5 protein-coding genes are annotated in these 19,828 nt (G+C 73.4%); 1 reads left to right on the forward strand and 4 read right to left on the reverse strand.

Annotated features, from left to right (window positions below; all coding sequences use genetic code 11):
* Nucleotides 1-39 precede the first annotated feature (39 nt).
* Both ACPXCB_RS26115 and ACPXCB_RS26120 read right to left on the reverse strand, forming a co-directional pair.
* Entirely contained in the window at nt 40-5,487 is a 5,448-nt protein-coding gene (locus tag ACPXCB_RS26115) for a type I polyketide synthase (protein ID WP_425878295.1), read from the reverse strand.
* A 37-nt stretch (nt 5,488-5,524) separates the two neighbouring features.
* Nucleotides 5,525-13,117: a type I polyketide synthase gene (locus tag ACPXCB_RS26120; protein WP_425878297.1), complete on the reverse strand. Its 7,593-nt coding sequence runs from the start codon at nt 13,115-13,117 to the stop codon at nt 5,525-5,527.
* 549 nt (nt 13,118-13,666) lie between these two features.
* On the opposite strand from ACPXCB_RS26120, the gene ACPXCB_RS26125 reads away from it, so the two are divergent.
* Complete coding sequence (locus tag ACPXCB_RS26125; protein ID WP_425878298.1) at nt 13,667-15,031, forward strand: condensation domain-containing protein; 1,365 nt, start codon at nt 13,667-13,669, stop codon at nt 15,029-15,031.
* Nucleotides 15,032-15,117: 86 nt separating this feature from the next.
* Here ACPXCB_RS26125 and ACPXCB_RS26130 read toward each other — a convergent pair whose 3' ends face one another.
* Both ACPXCB_RS26130 and ACPXCB_RS26135 read right to left on the reverse strand, forming a co-directional pair.
* A complete protein-coding gene (locus ACPXCB_RS26130) occupies nt 15,118-15,453 on the reverse strand; it encodes a hydroxyisourate hydrolase (RefSeq protein WP_425878300.1) in 336 nt (111 codons plus the stop codon).
* Between the two features lie 646 nt (nt 15,454-16,099).
* Nucleotides 16,100-19,270, reverse strand: coding sequence for an AfsR/SARP family transcriptional regulator (locus ACPXCB_RS26135; protein WP_425878302.1), 3,171 nt, complete (start codon nt 19,268-19,270; stop codon nt 16,100-16,102).
* Between the last annotated feature and the right edge of the window lie 558 nt (nt 19,271-19,828).

A 19,828-nucleotide genomic window follows, 5' to 3' on the forward strand; every position in this document is an offset into this window, starting at 1 on the left:
TCCCCTGTCCTAGCGCGTGGGTGGTGGGAAGCTGGATCGTCAGAGCTGGGTGTCGATGTACTGGAAGATCTCCTCGTCCGAGGCGGCATCCAGCTGCGCCTTCGACGCCTCCGCGCTGGTCCCCAGGCCGAGCCGGAGCAGGGCCGCCTGCAACGTCGCCACCACCCGGTCCCGCTCCCCGGTGTCGTCGTCGGCGAGTTGCGCGGTGATCCGGTCGAGGGTCTCGGTCAGCACGTCGTTGACCGCTGGCGCCGCCGGCGCCAGCTCGCCGAGCAGGTAGTCGGCCAGCGCGTCGACGGTGGGGTGGTCGAAGACCAACGCCGCCGGCAACTGCATGCCCAGCTCCGAGTTGAGCCGGTTGCGCAGTTCGACCGCGGTCAGCGAGTCGAAGCCCATCTCGCTGAAGGTCCGGTCCATCTCCACTGCGGCGGCCGAGCCGTGGGCCAGCACCCGGGCGACGTGCGAACGCAGCGCCGTCACGATCTCCGCCCGGGCCTCGTCGGTCGGCAGTGCGGCGAGCCGGGCGACCGGGCCGAAGGCGCTCGCCGCGCTGCCGCCCTGCGGTCGCAGGGCGGGCTGGACCAGGCCGCGCAGCACCACCGGGATGTCGTCGCCGCTCTCGGCCCGCGAGCGCAGCGCCGCCAGGTCCCAGCGGGAGGCCACCACCAGCGGGTCGCCGGTCGTGGCTTCGCGCAGCGCCGTGTCGAACAGGTCCAGGCCCTGCTCGGCCGAGATGGCCGCCACGCCGGCCCGGGACAGCCGGGCCTCGTCGGCCGCGGTCAGCTCCGCGGCCATCCCGGTCGACATCGACCACATGCCCCAGGCAATGGAGAGCGCCGGCAGCCCGGACGCCCGTCGGTGGGCGGCGAGCGCGTCGAGGAAGCTGTTCGCCGCCGCGTAGTTGCCCTGCCCCGCGTTGCCGAGCACCCCGGCGATCGAGGAGAACAGCACGAAAGCCCGCAGGGGCAGGTCGGCGGTCAGCTCGTGCAGCAGCCAGGCGGCCTGGGCCTTGGGCCGGAAGACCGACTCCAGCCGCTGCGGCGTGAGCCCCTCCAGCAACGCGTCGTCGAGCACCCCGGCGGCGTGCACCACGGCGGTCAGCGGCCGGTCCGCCGGCACCGAGGCCAGCAGTTCGGCCAGCGCCGGGGCGTCCGCGACGTCGCACGCGGCGACCCGGACCGAGGCGCCGAGGCCTTCCAACTGGGCGACGAGTTCGGCCGCGCCGCTGGCCGCCGGACCGCGCCGGGAGGTCAGCAGCAGATGTTGTACGCCGAAGCGCTGCACCAGCCGGGTCGCGACCAGTGCGCCGAGACCGCCGGTACCGCCGGTGACCAGCACCGTCCCGTCCGCCAGGTCCAGCTCGTCCACCGGGGCGGGCGAGCGTCGGCTGACCCGCGGCACCAGGATCTTCTCCGCCTCGACCAGGCACTGCGGCTCGCCCTTGCCGACCGCGGCGGCCAGCCGGCCCCACGGCGCGTCACCGGCGTCGGCCCGCAGGTCGGCCAGCACGAACCGGCCGGGGTGCTCGACCTGCGCGGCGCGGACCAGTCCCCACACCGCGCCGGTGCGCACCGACAGCGGGTCGGCCAGGAAGACCAGCCGGGATCCGGCCAGCCGCTCGTCGGCGACCCACTGCTGCATGGCCTCCAGCGCCCGCCCCGTCAGCTCGCGGGCGGCGGTCGGCACGTCCGGCTCGGTGCCGGCGCCGGAGAAGACCGCGAAGTCGCACCGCTCGCCGCCAGCCACCGCGGCGGCCAGCGCGGCCACCGTCGGGTGACCGGGCAGCCCGGCCACCGGCTCGCCGAGGTACCGCCAGGTCGGCGCCTCGTCGGCGTCGGCAACCGGCAGGTCCACCCAGTCCAGGCCGAAGAACCCGGCCGGCCCGGTGGCCCGGCCCATCGCGGTGACCATCGAGGCGATGGAGACCGGCCGGACCCGCAGCTCCTCGATGGCGAGTACCAGCCGGCCGTCCGCGTCCGCGGCCTCGACCGCGAGCTTGTCCGCGCCGTCGGAGCTGAGCCGGACCCGCAGCGCCGAGGCGCCGTGGCCAGCCAGCCGGACCCCGCGGAAGACGAACGGCAACCGCAGCTCGTCCGAACCACCCTCGAAGATGTACGGGTGGAACGCCGTGTCCAGCAGGACCGGGTGCAGTCCGAAGCCCTCGGTCTCGGCGGCCTGCGGCAGGGCGACGTCGACGTAGAGCGCGTCGTCGGCCCGCCAGGCGGCCTGCACGCCGCGGAACGCGTCACCGTACTCGTAGCCGAGTTCGGCCAGCCGGTCGTACGCGCCGTCGAAGGCGATCGGGACGGCACCCGCCGGCGGCCACGAGGTCGCCCAGCCGCACCGGCTGTCGGTGCCGCCGCCGTCCGGGGCGAGGATGCCGCTGGCGTGTCGTACCCAGGTGTCGTCGCCGTCGGCGCGGGCGTAGACGCCCACCGTGCCGTCGTCACCGTCGGCCACCACCTGTAGCGAGAGTCCGCCGTCGGCGGGCAGCACCAGCGGCGCCTCGAAGGTCAGCTCCACCACCTCGGCCAGTCCGGCCTGGGCACCGACCTGGCCGACCACGTCGAGCAGGGCGGCGCCGGGCACGACCACCCCGCCACCGACCGCGTGGTCGGCGAGCCAGGGGAGCTCGGTCAGTGACACCCGGCCGGTGACCACCACCCGGGTACCGTCGGCGACGTCGACCGCGGCGCGCAGCAGCGGGTGGTTGACCGGGCGCAGCCCGGCCGAGGCGACGTCCGCGCTGGAGCGCCGGTGGATCAGCCAGTAGCGCTCCCGCTCGAAGGCGTAGGTCGGCAGGTCGACGGCGCGACCACCGGCCGCCAGGGCCGTCCAGTCGACGGGCACGCCGACCACGAACGCTTCGGCGAGGCAGCCGTGGAGCGCCTCCAGCTCCTCCTGCTTGCGTCGGTAGGTGGCGGTCACGACCGCCCGCTGGTCGGTGAGGCAGTTGCCGGCCATCCCGGAGAGCACCGGCAACGGACCGACCTCCAGGTAGACGTCGGTGCCGGCGGCCTCCAGCCGCTCGATCATCGGTGCGAAGCCGACGGTCTGGCGGATCTGGTCCACCCAGTAGTCGGGGTCGGTCCAGGACCGCTCCGGCCCGAGGTTGGTCTCGTAGGGCAGCTGGGCCGCGCCGAAACTGGTCGCTTTCAGCTCGCGGGCGAACTCGTCGAGCATCGGCTCCATCAGCGGCGAGTGGAACGCGTGGCTGACCGGCAGCCGTCCGGTGCGCTTGCCGAGCGCGCGCCAGTGCGCCTGCACCGCGAGGCAGGACTGCTCGTCGCCGGAGACCACCACGTCACCCGGGCTGTTGATCGCGGCGATCCCGACCAGGTGCTCCAGCCCCGCCAGCGAGGCGCGTACTTCGGCGGCCGGTGCCGCCACCGCGACCATCGCGCCGTCGGCGGGCAGGTTCTGCATCAGCCGGGCCCGGGTGGCGACCAGGCGGGCGGCGTCGGCCAGCGTCCAGATGCCGGCCACGTGCGCGGCGGCGATCTCGCCGACGGAGTGCCCGGCCAGCCTGGTCGGGCGTACCCCGAGCGAGGTGAGCAGCCGGAAGGCGGCCACCTCGTAGACGAAGAGCGCCGGCTGGGTGTAGAGGGTCTGGTTCAGCGCCGCCGCGCCGGCCGTGTTCGGCTCGGCCCACATCACCTCGCGCAGCGGCCGCTCCAGGTACGGGTCGAGCGCCGCGCAGGCCTCGTCGAAGGCCGCCGCGAAGACCGGGAACGCCCGGTACAGGTCCCGGCCCATGCCGGGGCGCTGGCCACCCTGCCCGGTGAAGAGGAAGGTGGTCGACACCTGGCCCCGGGCGACGCCGGCCGGTACCACCGCGCCGGGCCGGCCGTCGACGTACCCGGCCAGCCGGTCGACGAGCTCGGCCCGGTCCCGGCCGACGACCACCGCCCGGTGGTCGAAACGGGCTCGGGTGTCGGCCAGCGAGAAGGCGATGTCGGCAGGCCGTACGGCGGCGTCGGCGAGCACCCGGTCGTGCAGTCGCCGGGCCTGCCGGCGCAGCGCGGTCGGGGTGCGGGCGGAGATCACCCAGGCGTGCGGGCCTGGGTGCCCGGCTGCCGGTGCGGGCGCCTGCGCCTCGGTGGGCTCCTCCAGGATCACGTGCGCGTTGGTCCCGCTGATCCCGAACGAGGACATCCCGGCCCGGCGCGGCTGCTCGTCCAGGCGGGCCCAGGGCCGCGCCTCGGTGAGCAGTTCCACCGCGCCGGAGCTCCAGTCGACGTGGTGCGTCGGCTCGGTGACGTTCACCGTCCGGGGCATCGTGCCGTGCCGCATCGCCATGATCAGTTTGATCAGGCCACCGACGCCGGCCGCGGCCTGGCTGTGCCCGATGTTGGACTTCAACGAGCCCAGCCACAGCGGCCGGTCGGCCGGGCGGTTCTGCCCGTAGGTGGCGAGGATGGCGGTCGCCTCGATCGGGTCGCCCAGCGGCGTGCCGGTGCCGTGCGCCTCGACCAGGTCGATCGCGGCCGGCTCCAGCCGCGCGTCGGCCAGCGCCCGCCGGATGACCCGCTCCTGGGCGCGCCCGCTGGGGGCGGTCATCCCGTTGCTCGTACCGTCCTGGTTCACCGCGATGCCGCGGATGACGCTCAGGATCCGGCGACCGTTGCGTCGCGCGTCGCGGAGCCGTTCGAGCAGCAGCACGCCCGCTCCCTCGGCCCACACCGCACCGTCGGCGTCGTCGGAGAACGCCTTGCACCGGCCGTCGGTGGCCAGGGCCCGCTGGCGGGAGAACTCGACGAACGGGTCAGGTACCGCCATCACGGTGACCCCACCGGCGAGCGCCATCGGGCAGTCCCCGGACCGCAGTGCCTGCACGGCCAGGTCCAGCGCGACCAGCGAGGACGAGCAGGCGGTGTCCAGGGTGACCGCCGGGCCCTCCAGCCCGAACGTGTAGGCCACCCGGCCGGAGAGCACGCTCGGCACGCTGGAGACCATCAGGGTGCCCTCGACGCTCGTCGGCATGTCACCGAGGAACTGGGTCGAGTAGTGGTCGTACATCATCCCCGACCAGATGCCCACCCGGTCGCCGCGCACCGTGGCAGGGTCGATGCCGGCCCGCTCGAACGCCTCCCAGGTGATCTCCAGGAAGAGTCGGTGGTGCGGATCGGTCGCCAGGGCCTGCCGGGGGCTCATGTTGAAGAACGGCGCGTCGAAGCCGGCCGGGTCGTCGATGAAGCCACCCCGGCGGGTGTACGAGGTGCCGTACGCGTCCGGGTCCGGGTTGTAGAGCTTCTCCAGGTCCCAGCCACGGTCGGTCGGGAACTCGCCGGTGGCGTCCACCTCGCCGGCGACGACGTCCCAGAGCTGCTCCGGGGTCGTCACGGCGCCGGGGTAGCGACAGGCCATGCCGATGACCGCGACGGGCTCGTGGTGCCGTTCGTCGGCCACGGCCAGCTGCTGCTTCGCATCGGCCAGATCAGCGGTGACCCGCCTGAGATAGTCACGGAGCTTGTCTTCGATCGCCATGGCTGTCCCTCCCCTTCTTCGTGTGTCCGGTGTGGTTTCAGAGCTGGCTGTCGATGAAATTGAAGAGATCCTCGTCAGAGGCCGTGCCCAGACGGGCCGACGTCAGTACCGGCGCCAGGGCCGGGGTGTCCGGTTCCTGCTCGCGCCCGCCGTCGAACCGGTGCAGCGCGGCCCGCAGCACGGCCGTCGCCCGGTCCTGTTCGTCCGGGTCGGCGTCGGCCAGGCGGGCGGTGACCCGGTCCAGCGCCTCGCGCAGCAGCTCGTCGGCGGCTGGTGGGGCGGGCATCAGCTCCCGCAGGATCCAGTCGGCCACGTCCTCGGTGGTCGGCTCGTTGAAGACCAGCGTCGCGGGCAGCGGCAGACCGGTGTCGGCCGCGAGCCGGTCGCGCAGATCCATCGAGGACAGTGAGTCCAGTCCGAGTTCGGTGAACGGCCGGTCGGCCTCGACGGTGTCCTGCGGGCCGTAGGCCAGCACCAGCGCCACGGTCCGCCCGACCAGGTCCAGCACCAGTTGGCGGCCCTCGGTGTGGTCCAGCCCGGCCAGCTGGTCGGCCAGCCTGGCGGCGGCCGCCGGGCCGGTGGCGCCGGGCACGACACCGGCGGCACCCGCCAGCACGGTGCCGGCCGGGCTGGCGGGCGCCGCCCGACGGCCGGCACCCAGCAGTTGCCGCAGGATCGCCGGTGACTCGCCACCTGCGTCCAGCCGGGCCCGCAGGCCGGCCGGCTCCCAGCGGGCGGCGACCACCAGCGGGTCGCCCTGCCCGGCGTCGCGCAGCGCGGCGTCGAACAGTTCCAGTCCCTGCCGCTGGCTCAGGCCGGCCAGACCCGCGCGGGCGAGCCGGGCCTCGTCGGCGGCCGAGAGACCCTCCGTCATCTGCGTCCGGACGCCCCACAGGCCCCAGGCGATCGAGGTACCCGGCAGGCCGAGGTCGCGCCGGTGACCGGCCAGGGCGTCGAGGAAGGCGTTGGCCGCGGCGTAGTTGGCCTGTCCGGCGTTGCCCAACAGGCCGGCCACCGAGGAGAAAAGCACGAACATCCGTACCGGCAGCTCGGCGGTCAGCTCGTGCAGCAGCCAGCCGGCGTCGACTTTCGGGCGGAGCACCCGGTCCAGCGCGGACGCATCGAGCCGGTCCACCGTGGCGTCACCGAGCACCCCGGCCGCGTGCACCACGCCGACCAGCGGCCGCCGCGGCGGGATCGTGGCCAGCAGCCCGGTCAACGCCGCCCGGTCGGCGACGTCACAGGCCGCCACCCGGACCGACGCACCGAGCCCGGTCAGCCGCCGTACCAGCTCGGCGACGCCGTCGGTGCTCTCGCCCCGACGGGAGGTCAGCAGCAGGTCGCGCACGCCGTGGCGCTCGACCAGTCGGGCCGCGGCGAGCGCGCCCAGGCCGCTGGTGCCCCCGGTGACCAGGACCGTCCCCGAGCCGAGGTCCACCAGCGGGCCGGGCCGGGACTCCCGGCGGGCGAGCCGGGGCACCAGCAGTGCGCCGTCGGCCACGGCGAACTGCGGTTCACCGGCGTCCAACGCGGCGGCCAGCCGCTGCCACCGGCCGGCGGAGCCGCCACCGCCGGGCAGGTCGGCCAGCACGAACCGGCCGGGGTGCTCGACCTGCGCGGTCCGTACCAGCCCCCACACCGCGGCCGTGCCCACCGACCGGTGCCCGGCCAGGATGAGCAGCCGGGCGCCGGTGAACCGGGCCTCGCCCAGCCACTGGCGCAGCAGCCCGAGGACGCGGTGCAGGTGGGTCCGGGCCTGGCCCGCCGGATCGAGGTCGTCCTCGTCGTCGCCGGTGGGCAGCGGCACCAGCACGACCGGCGGCACCGTACCGGCGTCCGGCCCGGCCAGCGCGGCGAGGTCGTGGTGCCGGGAGACGGTCACCCCGGCGGCGTCCAGCTCGGCGCGGATCGCGTCGGCCGCTCCGGTGTCGCCGAGCACCGCCCAGCTCCGGCCGGCGAGCTGCGCCTGCGGCGTACCGGCGGGGACCCAGCGCAGGTCGTGCAGGCCCGGCCCGAAGGCGCCCGGTGCGGTCAGCTCGGTGCCCGGCGGCACACTGCGCATGCTGAGCGCGGCCACCGCACCGATCCGCTGGCCGGTGCCGTCGTGGAGGGTCAGCGCGACGGCGCCGTCCGCGCCGGGGCTCAGCCGGACCCGCAGCCGGTCGGCGCCGGCTCCGGTGACCCGCACGTCGGAGAAGACGAACGGCAGCCGGAGTTCGCCGTCGCCGGCCCCGGTGTCGAGCACCAGCGGGTGCAGGGCGGCGTCCAGCAGGGCCGGGTGGATGCGGTAGTCACGCGCGCCGCCGACATCGGGCAACCGGACCTCGGCGTACCGGTCGGCGCCGCACCGCCAGGCGGCGACCAGTCCCCGGAACGCCGGGCCGTACTGGTACCCGGCCGCGGCCAGGTCGGCGTACGCGGTGGCCAGATCGATCGGCTCGGCACCGGCCGGCGGCCAGACGGTGAGCGGTTCGGACGTCGGGTCGGCGGTCGCGGGGGCCACCGACCCGCTGGCGTGCCGGGTCCACTCGGCCTCAGCCTCACCGACCGGCCGGGAGTGGATGCTGAGCGTACGGCGACCGTCCGCCTCGGCCTCGCCGAGGCAGATCTGCAGCTCCACGGCTGCCGCCTCGGCCAGCACCAGCGGGGCGTGCAGGGTCAGCTCGGCGAGCCGGTCGGCGCCGACCGCGGCGGCGGCGGCGAGCCCGAACTCCACGAAGGCGGTACCGGGCAGCAGCACCCGCCCGGCGATCATGTGGTCGACCAGCCAGGGCGTGTCGGTGTCGGACAGCCGCCCACCGAGCAGCAGCCCGCCGTTCTCGGCCACCGGCACCGCCGAGCGGAGCAGCGGGTGCCGGAGCGTCTCGGTGGCCGGCTGGGCCGCGTCGGAGAGCCAGTAGCGCCGGCGCTCGAAGGGGTAGCTCGGCAGCTCGGGACGATGCGTCGGAAGACCGAGCAGCCGCGCCCAGCCGACCGGCTCGCCGTCGACCCAGGCCCGGGCGGCGGCGCTGAGGGCGGCGGAACCGGTCCCGTCGACGCCCGGCTCGGCCTCGGCTGGCTGGCCGTCCGCCGCGACCGGCCCGGCACGGTTCGTGGCGACGCCGGTCAGCACCGCCGGGTTCGGCGTACCGGCGGCGAGATCGGCCAGCGCGGCGCACAGTCCGGGCCGGTCGGCGCCGAACACCACCGCCCGGTGCGGGAAGGCGACGCGGCCGGCCAGTACGGCGGCGGCGGCACCGAGATCCGCGTCCGGGGCGTCCGTGGCGTACCCGCGCAGCAGCTCGGCCAGCGCGCGCAGCGAGTCACCGGTCCGCGCGGAGAGCACCCAGGGCAGCGGGTCGCCGGTCGCCGGCCCGGCCTCGTCCGGGTGCTCGGCCGGCTCGACCGACTCCAGGATGAGATGCGCGTTGGTACCGCTGATGCCGAAGCTCGACACCGAGGCGCGCCGCGGCCGCCCCGTCGCCGGCCAGGGTCGCTGCTCGGTCAGCAGCCTGACCCCGGCGGAGTCCCAGTCGACCTTGGTGGTCGGCTCCTCGCAGTGCAGCGAGCGGGGCAGTACGCCGTACCGCATCGCCTGCACCATCTTGATCACACCGGCCACCCCGGCGGCGGCCTGGGTGTGCCCGATGTTCGACTTGACCGAGCCGAGCCAGACCGGCGGCTGCCCGGTCCGGTTCTCGCCGTACGTCGCCTGGATAGCGTGCGCCTCGATCGGGTCACCTAGCACGGTGCCGGTGCCGTGCGCCTCGACGACGTCCACGTCCTGGGCGCCGAGTCCGGCGTCGGCCAGTGCCAGCCGGATGACCTGTTCCTGGGCCAGGCCGTTCGGCGCGGTCAGCCCGTTGCTGGCGCCGTCCTGGTTGACCGCGCCACCGCGCAGCACCGCGAGCACCGGGTGCCCGTTGCGGCGTGCGTCGTCGAGCCGTTCCAGCAGCAGCACCCCGGCGCCCTCGGCGAAGGCGGTCCCGTCGGCCGAGGCGGCGAACGCCTTGGCCCGGCCGTCCGTGGCCAGCCCGTTCTGCCGGCTGAACTCCACCAGGTTGCCCGGGTTAGCCATCAGGGTCACCCCGCCGGCCAGGGCGAGCGGGCAGTCGCCGCGACGCAACGCCTCGAGCGCGAGCTGGATGGCGACCAGAGACGAGGAGCAGGCGGTGTCGACGGTGACCGCTGGGCCCTGGAAACCGTAGGTGTAGGCGATCCGGCCGGAAGCCACGCTCAGCGCGGTCCCGGTGAGCAGGTGCCCCTCGGCGGCCCCGGTCTGCAGGTGCAGCCGGGGACCGTAGTCGGTGGCCATCGCGCCGACGTACACCCCGGTCGACGAGCCGGCGAGGTCGGCCGGGTCGATGCCGGCCCGCTCGAACGCCTCCCAGGCCACCTCGAGCAGCAGCCGCTGCTGGGGGTCCATGGCCAGCGCTTCGCGGGGGCTGACACCGAAGAACGCCGCGTCGAAGAGGTCCGCGTCGTGCAGGAAGCCGCCGTACCGGGTGGCGCAGGTGCCGGGCCGCTCCGGACCGGCGCCGTAGAGGGTGTCCAGGTCCCAGCCCCGGTTGGTGGGCAGCGCGGAGATCGCGTCGGTGCCGGTCGAGATCAGCCGCCACAGCTCTTCGGGGGAGTTGACCCCACCGGGGTAGCGGCAACCCATGGCCACGACGGCGATCGGTTCGCTGTCGCGTCCGGCGCGGTGGCCGGTGTCGACCCGGGCTCCGCCGGTGCCCGCCGAGGGCTGGCCCAGCGCGGCGTGCAGGTGTTCGGCGAGCCGGTTCGGGGTGGGGTGGTCGAAGACGACGGTGGTGTGCAGGCGCAGCCCGGTCGCGGCGCGCAGCCGGTGCCGCAGCTCGACCGTGCTCACCGAGTCGAAACCCAGCTCCTTGAAGGTGCGTACCGGGTCGAGCTCGGCGGCGTCACGATGCCCGAGGACGGCCGCCGCCGTCGCCAGTACCAGGTCACGCAGTTCCCGCCGGGATCCCGCGGGTGGTGCTGTCCCGGCCGGCGCGGCGGTCTGCGGCACCACCGTGGCGACGTCCTCACCAATCGGGCGCGCGGCGTCGCCGAGCCAGTACCGCTCCCGCTGGAACGGGTACGTCGGCAGGTCGACCGGCCGGGCGTCGGGCCGGACGCAGTACGCGTCCCAGTCGACCTCGGCCCCACCGACGTACGCCCGGGCCAGCGCGTGCCGCAGTCGGGCCTGGCCGCCGTCGTCGCGGCGCAGGGTGCCCACGGCCAGTGCGTCGGACTCCAGTTCCTCGGCGGTCTCCTCGATGCTGGCGGTGAGCACCGGGTGCGGGCTGCATTCGATGAACAGCGCGCCGCCGAGGCGCAGCGCGGTCCTGGTCGCCTGGTCGAACCGGACCGGCTGGCGCAGGCTGCGGAACCAGTAGTCGGCGTCGAGCTCGGCGGTGTCGATCGGCTCGCCGGTCACGGTGGAGACGAACGGGACGGTGGTGGAGCGCGGCCGGATCGGTGCCAACGCCTCGACGATCTCGTCGCGCAGACCGTCGACCGCGGGCGAGTGCGAGGCGTAGTCCACCGGCACGTCTCTGGTCCGGTGCCCGTCCGCCTCGATCGTCTCGCGCAGCCGCCCGATCTGTCGCAGGTCGCCGGAGACGACCGCCGAGCGCGGCCCGTTCACCGCCGCCAGGCTCACCCCGGGAGTGGCCCGCAGCCGCTCGACGAGCAGGTCGACCGGGGCGCCGATCCAGGCCATCCCGCCGCCGCCGGAGACCGCGGCGATGGCCCGGCTGCGCAGCGCGACCACCCGCGCCCCGTCTGCCAGCGACAGCGCGCCGACCACGGTCGCGGCCGCGATCTCGCCCTGCGAGTGGCCGACGACCAGGTCCGGCTCGACCCCGTGCGAGCGCCAGAGCTCGGCCAGCGAGACCAGCACCGCCCAGAGCGCGGGCTGCACCACGTCGACCCGGTCCAGACTCGGCGCGCCGGGCACCTCGCGCAGCACGTCGAGCAGCGGGTAGTCGACGTACGGGGCGAGCGCCTGCGCGCAGGCGGTGAGCCGGTCGGCGAAGACCGGCGAGTCGGCGAGCAGTTCGCGGGCCATCGCCGGCCACTGCGAGCCCTGGCCGGGGAAGACGAACACCCGCCGGCCGGCGGCCACCCGGCCGGCGACGACAGCGTCGGCAGGGCGGCCGGTGGCGAGCGCATCGAGGCCGGCGAGCAGCTCGTGCCGATCGGCGCCGAGCACGACCGCCCGGTGCTCGAACCGCTCCCGGGTGCGGGCCAGCGAGTACGCGATGTCGGCCGGCTCGACCGACGGGTCGGCGGTGACGTGGCCGGACAACGCGGCGGCCTGGGCGCGCAGCGCCGGTGCGGTACGGGCCGACAGCAACCACGGCGCGTCGGCGCTCGGGGCGCGGTCGGAGTGCACCGCGCGGCGGGGCGGTGCCTCGGCCAGCAGCAGATGGCAGTTGGTGCCGCCCATTCCGAAGGAGCTGACCCCGGCGACCAGCGGCCGGTCGGCGGCGGGCCAGTCGCGTTCGGCGCAGACCACCCGCAGGTTGAGCTCGTCGAGCTTGATCAGCGGGTGCGGGGCCTCGAAGTTGAGGCTGGGCACCAGTCGTCGGTGGCTGATGGCGAGGATGGTCTTGAGCAGGCCGGCGATGCCGGCGGCGCCTTCCAGGTGACCGATGTTGGTCTTGACCGAGCCGACCAGCAGCGGCCGGTCGGCCGGCCGGTCGGCGGCGAGCGCGGCGGACAGGGCCGCCGCCTCGATCGGGTCGCCGACCGGGGTGCCGGTGCCGTGCAGCTCCACGTACTGCACGTCGGCCGGGGCCACCCCGGCCCGGTGGCAGGCCAACCGGATCACCTCGGTCTGGGCGACCGGGTTCGGGACGGTCAGCCCGGCACCGCCGCCGTCGTTGTTGACCGCGCCGCCGAGGATCACGCAGTGCACCGGGTCGCCGTCGGCGAGCGCCGCGGAGAGCGCCTTGAGCACGACCAGCCCACCACCCTCGCCGCGGACGTAGCCGTTCGCGCGGTGGTCGAAGGTGTAGCAACGGCCGTCCGGGGAGAGCGCGCCGAACCGGCCGATCACCGCGCTGGTCTCCGGCAGCAGGTTGAGGTTCACCCCGCCGGCGATCGCCACCGTCGCACCGCCGCGGCGCAGCTCGTCGCAGGCCAACTGCACGGCGAGCAGCGACGACGACTGACCGGCGTCGACGGTCAGGCTCGGCCCGCGCAGTCCGAACAGGTAGGACAGCCGGTTCGCGATAAGGCCACGCTGGGTGCCGGTGAGGGTGTGCGGGCCGAGGGTACGGGCACCGAGCCGGTCGTGCAGGTTCGCGTAGTCCGCCGCGATGGCACCGACGAAGACTCCGACGGCGGCGTCACGCAGCACGCTCGGCGCGATCCGGGCGTGCTCCAGCGCCTCCCAGCACAGTTCGAGCATCAGGCGCTGCTGCGGGTCCATCGCCGTCGCCTCGTGCGGCGAGATGCCGAAGAAGCCGGCGTCGAACCGGTCGACCTCGTCGAGGAAGCCACCACGGCGGAACTCGGACTGCTCGGCCCAGCGGTGCGCCGGAGCGTCGGCGACGGCGTCCCCGCCGGCACGCAGCAGCTGCCAGAACTGGTCGGCGTCCGCGGCGCGAGGCAGCCGGCAGGACATACCGATGACGGCCACCGGCTCCATGGCCGCAGATCCGCTGACCGAGGAAGACATCCGCTCACCCACCCGTCGCAGTGCATTCGTGAACAGCCACCGCCCCGGTTCGTTTCCGATTTACGGCCAGAAGGAACGCCGCACCGATCCGGTCATACCGAGGAGATGTTTCGCGCCGGCCGTTCTCCGACCTGGAAGACGCGCTTGAATCGTCTGCTCCGCCAGCGTGGGCGTCAAGGCTGGTACAGCCTTGTTCCGAGTGGCAATTAAGCGACGGTAACAAGCTGCCAGAGCGCCGCTGTTGACCTGACCAAATGCCTTATGAGTAGGTCTTAACATGCGTATCGCACCGCCGATGGGATACCGCCGGCCGTAGTGGCCGGTCCGGTTCCCGGACACGGATCACCGCGGAGGAGGTGATGAACATGCGCAGTGCCGGACACCGGTCGTTGGTCGTCTGCACCTGACGGTCGCCCAGCCTCGCCGGGTGACCGTCGCACCTCGTCGCCGCGCCCGGCGAGGCCCGGGTCTCGACCGGGCGCGGCCACCCCCGACCTCGAAGGAGTCACCGTGGCGATCGACGCTCCACTCACCTACGGACAGCTGTCGACCTGGCGGTCGATGGAGACGTTCGCCACCGACCGGTTGATGGAGGTCAACGTTTCGGCGACCTGGGACGTCCGGGGGCTCACCGCCGACACCGTGCTCGGCGCGCTGGGCGCGTTGGCGCGACGGCACGAGTCGCTACGGACCACCTATCACGTCGTCGACGACCAGCCGGTGCAGCGGATCCACGACCAGCTGCCGCTGCGGATCGAGCAGGTCGACCACGCCGTACGCGACCCGGCGGACCCGGCCGCCACCCTGCGCGCGCTGCACCAGCTGCCGTTCCCGGTGCTCGACGATCCCGGCTGGCACGGCCGGCTCGTCAGCGTGGCGGGGCAGCCGCAGTTCCTGGCCCTGTCGCTGTCGCACATGGTCGTCGACCTGTGGGCGATCCAGGAGTTGGAGCAGCAGTTCCGGGCCGTCGTGACCGACCCCGGTGCCGGCTCGGCACCGGCGCCGCGCAGCCGTGAGCTGGCCCTGGCGCAGCGCAGCGATTCCTGGCAGTCCCGTCGCCGACGTGCCGAGACCTACTGGCGGCGGCTGCTGACCGACGGCCCCGTACGCAACCTGCCCGCACCGCCGGCAGGCCGCGCGGCCGAGCGACGGATCCAGGCCACCCTCCGATCACACCACCTCGCTGTGCTGGTGGCCCAGGCGGCGAAGGCGCACAGTGTCTCGCAGCAGAGCGTGGTGATGGCGGCGACCGCCGTCGCGCTCGCCCAGTTCGTCGACCGGGACCGGATCATGATGAGTCTGATGTCGGCGAACCGGTTCGATCCCGAGTGGCAGCCGCTGATCGGCACCCTCAACCAACTGGTCCCGCTGGTCTGCCGGGTCGATCCGGACAGCACGCTGGCGCAGTACCTGAAGCGAACCCACTTCAACGCGATGCTGGCCTACCGCAGCGGCAGCTACGACGTCGACCGGGCCGAGGAACTGGCCAAGGAGATCGGCAGCCCGGACGGCACCCGGTTCACGCACGACTGCTGGTTCAACTACATCTCCGAGCCGCCGCGCGAGGTTCCGGACGACGCCCGCTCCGCCGGTACCGCTGAGTTGAGCTGGGACGTTCCGCCGCGAAATGCCGGGCATCCGTTCTACGCCCGGGTGCACGGCGACGGGCAGCAGTGGATCGGCGTCACCCTGCGGGTCGATCCCGACGTGCTCGGCGCGGACGCGGTCGTGCGGGCCCTGCGGGTGATCGCCGAGACCGTGCGACGCTCGGTCACCGATCCACAGGCCCGCCTCGGCAGCCTCGATGACGCCGGCACCGTCGTACCGGAGCCGGCGCTCTTTCCCGGCCAGGGCCCGGCACCGGCCGGTCGCTGAGCACCGGCGACCACTCCGGCGACGCCACGTCGAGCACGGCCGGACCGGTACCGCGACCCGCGGCGCCGGTCCGGGCGCCGGCACCGTCAGCCGCAGCCCCGATAGCTCAGGTACGAGTTCACGGTGACCATGAGCGGCAGGTGCAGGTCGGCGTCCGGGTCCGCGACGCGGAACTCCACCACCGCTCTCGGGTGCAGCGGTACGGCGCCGAGGATCGAGTAGTAGCCGTCCAGGTCGACCGCCAGCTGGTAGATGCCGGCGTCGATGGTCGGCTCGGTCCAGATGGCGAGCCGACCATCGGTTCCGGTGCGGCCACTGGCCAGGTCTCGCCACCGCAGCCCGACCTGCCGGGTGAGCACGACGCCCACGTCTGCGGCGGCCATGCCGAACGAACAGTCGACGACCTCGACGGAGAGCACCATGAGCTATGACCACCTCTCGTTGCCGGCAGCCGGTCCGGCTGCCGGTCGGCCGCCGGTGGCGTCCGCAGGGACGATGGTCGGTTACGCCGATATCGTTCGCTCATCGATTTGTTATCGATACCCGGGTGGACGACAGAAACTGGCCGTTCGTTGTCCCTCATGGAATGTTGGGTTGGTCGTGGGGACGGCGCCAAACCTCAGCCAGTGGCGTCACCTGGTGGGCTATGGCACCAACGCCGGCGGCGATACCGGACCGAAAACCGGCCTTTAGCGAAACCATAGCCAGCTTTTCTAGCGTCTGAGCCAATCCAGTTCGAGCCGTCGTAGGCAACGCCGGCTATCGCACAGAGAGTTGGTACCCATGGCGTTCAACGTTTCCCGAAGGTTCCTTGCCGGCGTCGTGCTCCTCGGCGCCGTGGCGGCCGGACCGGTGGCATACGTCGGCTTGTCCTGGGCCGCTCCGATCACCTCGGCCGATCCCGGCCACGGTCACCAGCCCGCCCCGTCGGCACCTCCCACGGCACCCCTGGAGCCAGCGCCCACGGCATCTCCCACCCCGCCCGCGGATCCGCAGCGCAACACGATCTGGGGCTGAGACCGGATGGCCGGGATGGTCAGGGACGACCATCCCGGCGCGGCGGCGCTCTCAGGCCCGTGGGGCCGGCCCGGACCCGGTCGCCTCCTCGCCGCCGGCGGGCCGGCCGGCGTGAACACCGCCTGATCCAACCGGTGTGACGGGCCGATCGGCATCCGCGCCGCCCAGTGCGGACAAATCCCGCCGCAGCTGCGCCTGCAGCGTGACCGCACCGCGCAGGCTGAGCCCGGACAGCACCGCCTTGGAGGACTCCCAACCGGCCCGGGCGGCGGCCCGCTCACCGGCGGCCACGTGGATCCGCCCGCGCAACGCCATCGCGCTGGCACCGAGCAGCGCGGCCCCTATCTCACCGAAGATCCGCACCGCGCGATCGGCGTGCTCGGCGGCCGAACCCAGCTCCCCTGCATCCAACGCGACGTCGGCGAGCGCGTGGGCCACCCGACTCTCGGCCATCCGGTCACCAGCGGCCACCGCGAGCGCCTGGGCCCGGGCCAGCCGTGTGGCGGCGGACGCCAGGTCGCCACGTCGATGGTCGACCGCCGCCAACCCGAGGATGGCGTAACACTCACCGATCTGGTCGCCGGCGGCCCGCACCGAGTCGAGCACCCCGCGGTAGGCCACCCCGGCTGCCTCAAGGTCCCCCCGGCGTAGCAGCAGCTCACCCAGCCGGTGCCGGACCTGCGCACCGACCCGACGGTTGCCGAGCTCTTCGCAGATCTGCCCGGCCCGGACCAGCAATTCGTAGGCCGCGTCCTGTTCGCCGTAGTCAAGGTGGATCTGAGCCAGGTTGTGCAGCACGTGCGCCTCGGCGATCCGGTCGCCGAGCAGCTGGAAGGCCTCAAGCGCCTGGCCCCAGCGGTCGCGGGCCGAGGCCAGGTCGCCGTTGACCCGGTCGAGGTAGGCCGAGTTCCGCAGCACCTGTGCCATGCCGAGCCGGTCACCCAACTCTTCAAAGAGGGCGTAGGAACGCGTGAACTGCCGGGCCGCCGGTGCGTTCTGCTGGGCGAACATGTGCAGCGAGCCGAGTGAGTAGCGCATCGCCGCCTCACCCCGCACGTCGCCGGCGCGGCAGGCGGCGTTCAGCGCGACCTCGTGGGTCTGCCGCCAGTCGTTGAGGTACGAGCGGGACTCGAACAGCGTGACCGCGGTCAACGCCAGGTCCCAGGCGTGCTCCACCATCCCACTGGCGGCGGCCTGGGCGACGGCGGCGACGATGGTGGCGCGCTCCTGCTCGAACCAGGCCAGCGGATCCGCCAGCAACCGGTCCATCAACGGCGCTGGCAGCGGCCAACGGCTGGCCCCGCTGTTCGGGGCGAGGACGTCGTCCGAGTACTCCCGGCGGTGCGCCTCACCGGCCAGCGCCAGCAGCGCGCCGAACCAGCGTTCGAGAGCGGCCCGCCGCTGTTCGGGGCCCTCCTCGACGAACTTCTCGCGGGCGAACGGGCGGGTGATGTCGTGGAAGCGATATCGCAGCTGACCGGCCGCCGGCCCTGGCTCGGTGTCGAGCAGGTACGCCTCGGTCAGCTCCTCCAGCGCGTCCTGCGCCCGCAGATGGTCGGTCTCCAGCAGCGGCGCGCCCACCCAGGACGCGAAGCTGGGCGAATCCAGCAGGGCGAGTCGGCGCAGCAGGACCTTGGCGTCCGCGGACAGCCCCTCGTAGGTCACCGAGATGCTGGCCCGGACCCCCATCTCGCCGTGGTTGAGCTCGTCCAGGCGGCGGGACTCGTCCACCAACCGCTCGAGCAGGTCGGTCACGCTCCAGTGCGGCCGGGCCGCGAGTCGGGCGCCGACGATGCGCAGCGCCAGCGGCAGATCGCCGCTGAGCCGGCACAACTCGTCGGCGGCCGACGGCTCGGCGGCGATCCGTGCCGGACCGACGATCCGGGTGAGCAGCTGTACGGCGTTGCCCCGGCTGAGCGCGCCGAGTTCGACCCGGTTGACCGACGGCAACCCGGTGAGCCGGCGACGGCTGGTCACGATCACAGAGCACTTCGCGGTGCCCGGCAACAGCACCGCGATCTGCTGTTCGGTCATCGCGTCGTCCAACACGACCAGGACCCGACGCCCGCCGAGCAGGTCACGGAAGCGCTCGGCCCGTTCCTCGATCCCGTCCGGCATCGCCGCACCGCTCACGCCGAGGGCCCGCAGGAAGCGTTCCAGGATGTCCGCAGGATTGGCCGGACGGTCACCGACCCGCAGCCGGGCGAAGAGCTGCCCGTCGGGGAACTCCGGGGCGAGCTGGTGCGCGACGTGGACGGCCAGCGTGGTCTTGCCCGCCCCGCCCGGCCCGACGATCACCCCGACCCGCACCACCGGCCGATCGGGCTCAACCTGCCCCTGCTCCCCCAGCTGGGCGCGGATCGCGCCGACGATCGGGGCCCGGCCGGTGAAGTCCGGAATCGCCGCCGGCAGCAGGCTCGGCACCAAGGACCGCACCTGCGCTGCCGGGGCGATGGTCCCCGCGACAGCGGAACCGTGCGGCGGGAGCGGAATCGGACACTCGCCCTCGAGAATGGCCTGGTGCAGTCGACGCAGCTCCTCGCCGGGGTTGATGCCGAGCTCGTCCATCAGCACCTCGCTGGCGCGGCGGTAGCCCTCCAGCGCCTCGGCCTGCCGGCCCGAGCGGTACAGCGCCATCATCAGCTGGGCACGGAAGTGCTCCTGGAGCGGGTGCTGGTCCACCAGTTCGATCAGCTCGCCGACCAGCTCGTAGTGCTTACCAGCCTGGAGTTCCAGGTCGATGCACTCGCCGTGCACCGCCAACCGGCGCTCGTTGAGCCGGCTGACGTAGGAGTTGACCACCCGGCTGTCCATCCCGGACAACGCGGGACCACGCCAGAGGGCCAACGCGTCGCGCAGCAACGCGGCAGCGGCGAGCGGACCACCGGTGTCACGAGCCTCGGCCACCCGGGCGTCGAAGACCCGCAGGTCGAGTTCGTCCGGACCGACATTGAGCAGATAGCCGGGGCTACGGGTGTCGATCAGGTCCCGCCCGCTGACCGCCTGGAGCCGCCGACGCAGGTTGGAGATGCAGATCTGCACCTGACCGCGTGCCGTCGACGGGGGGTCGTCCCAGACCGCGTCGATCAGCCGCTCCACCGGGATCACCTGGTTGCCCTCGAGTAGCAGCATCGCCAGGATCACCCGGTCGCGCGGGCCACCGAGCTGCACGGTTTCGGTGCCATGAACCACCTCCAGCGGTCCCAGGATGCCGTACTTCACCGAACGTCCCTCCGTGCCCTGCGCGATCGCAGCCGAGCCGGCGTTTGGTCATCGGCCAGCGGCCACTCGACGACCGGGCCACCGCGCGGTCCCACCCGGAGAGGGTGCGCCGCAGCAAATGGACCGACCTGCCGCGCGGGAACAGGAGCGCTCCCACCCTTTCCGAAAATAGCCCTAACCATCCGCGCAATACTCGCCAGCTGCATGAATACCCTAGGTTGAAACAAGGATAATTTTCCCGCCACGCCACCGTGACTCGCACAGTCTCGGTCCACCGCGTCTCTTGGAAACATCATCCAAACGGACAGCTTCCTCTCATCTGCATCGACCGCCGGCAAAACGATAACTATCAGTCACGCCCGACGCCCTGGCAAAGCATCCAATGCCGCCACCGACAATTTGGCCGCAAAATATGCATAGTTACCAAAGTGGACGAAAGACTGGCAGGTCACCCTCTTCGGCGCCGAACCGGGGCGGCACTCCCGCCTCCGGCCCGCAGTTGGCCGGCGAGGTGGCAGGAAAACCTGGGATACGTCCGAATCTCATTCGAATGGCGAG

Origin of the sequence: Micromonospora sp. DT62, from assembly GCF_049847285.1 — a bacterium.
GTDB classification, from domain to species: Bacteria; Actinomycetota; Actinomycetes; order Mycobacteriales; family Micromonosporaceae; genus Micromonospora; species Micromonospora reichwaldensis.

Excerpts from the sequence above, each read along its gene's own strand:
- ACPXCB_RS26130 (WP_425878300.1), bottom strand. The coding sequence starts at position 15,453 with ATGGTGCTCTCCGTCGAGGTCGTCGACTGTTCGTTCGGCATGGCCGCC.
- ACPXCB_RS26115 (WP_425878295.1), bottom strand. The coding sequence starts at position 5,487 with ATGGCGATCGAAGACAAGCTCCGTGACTATCTCAGGCGGGTCACCGCT.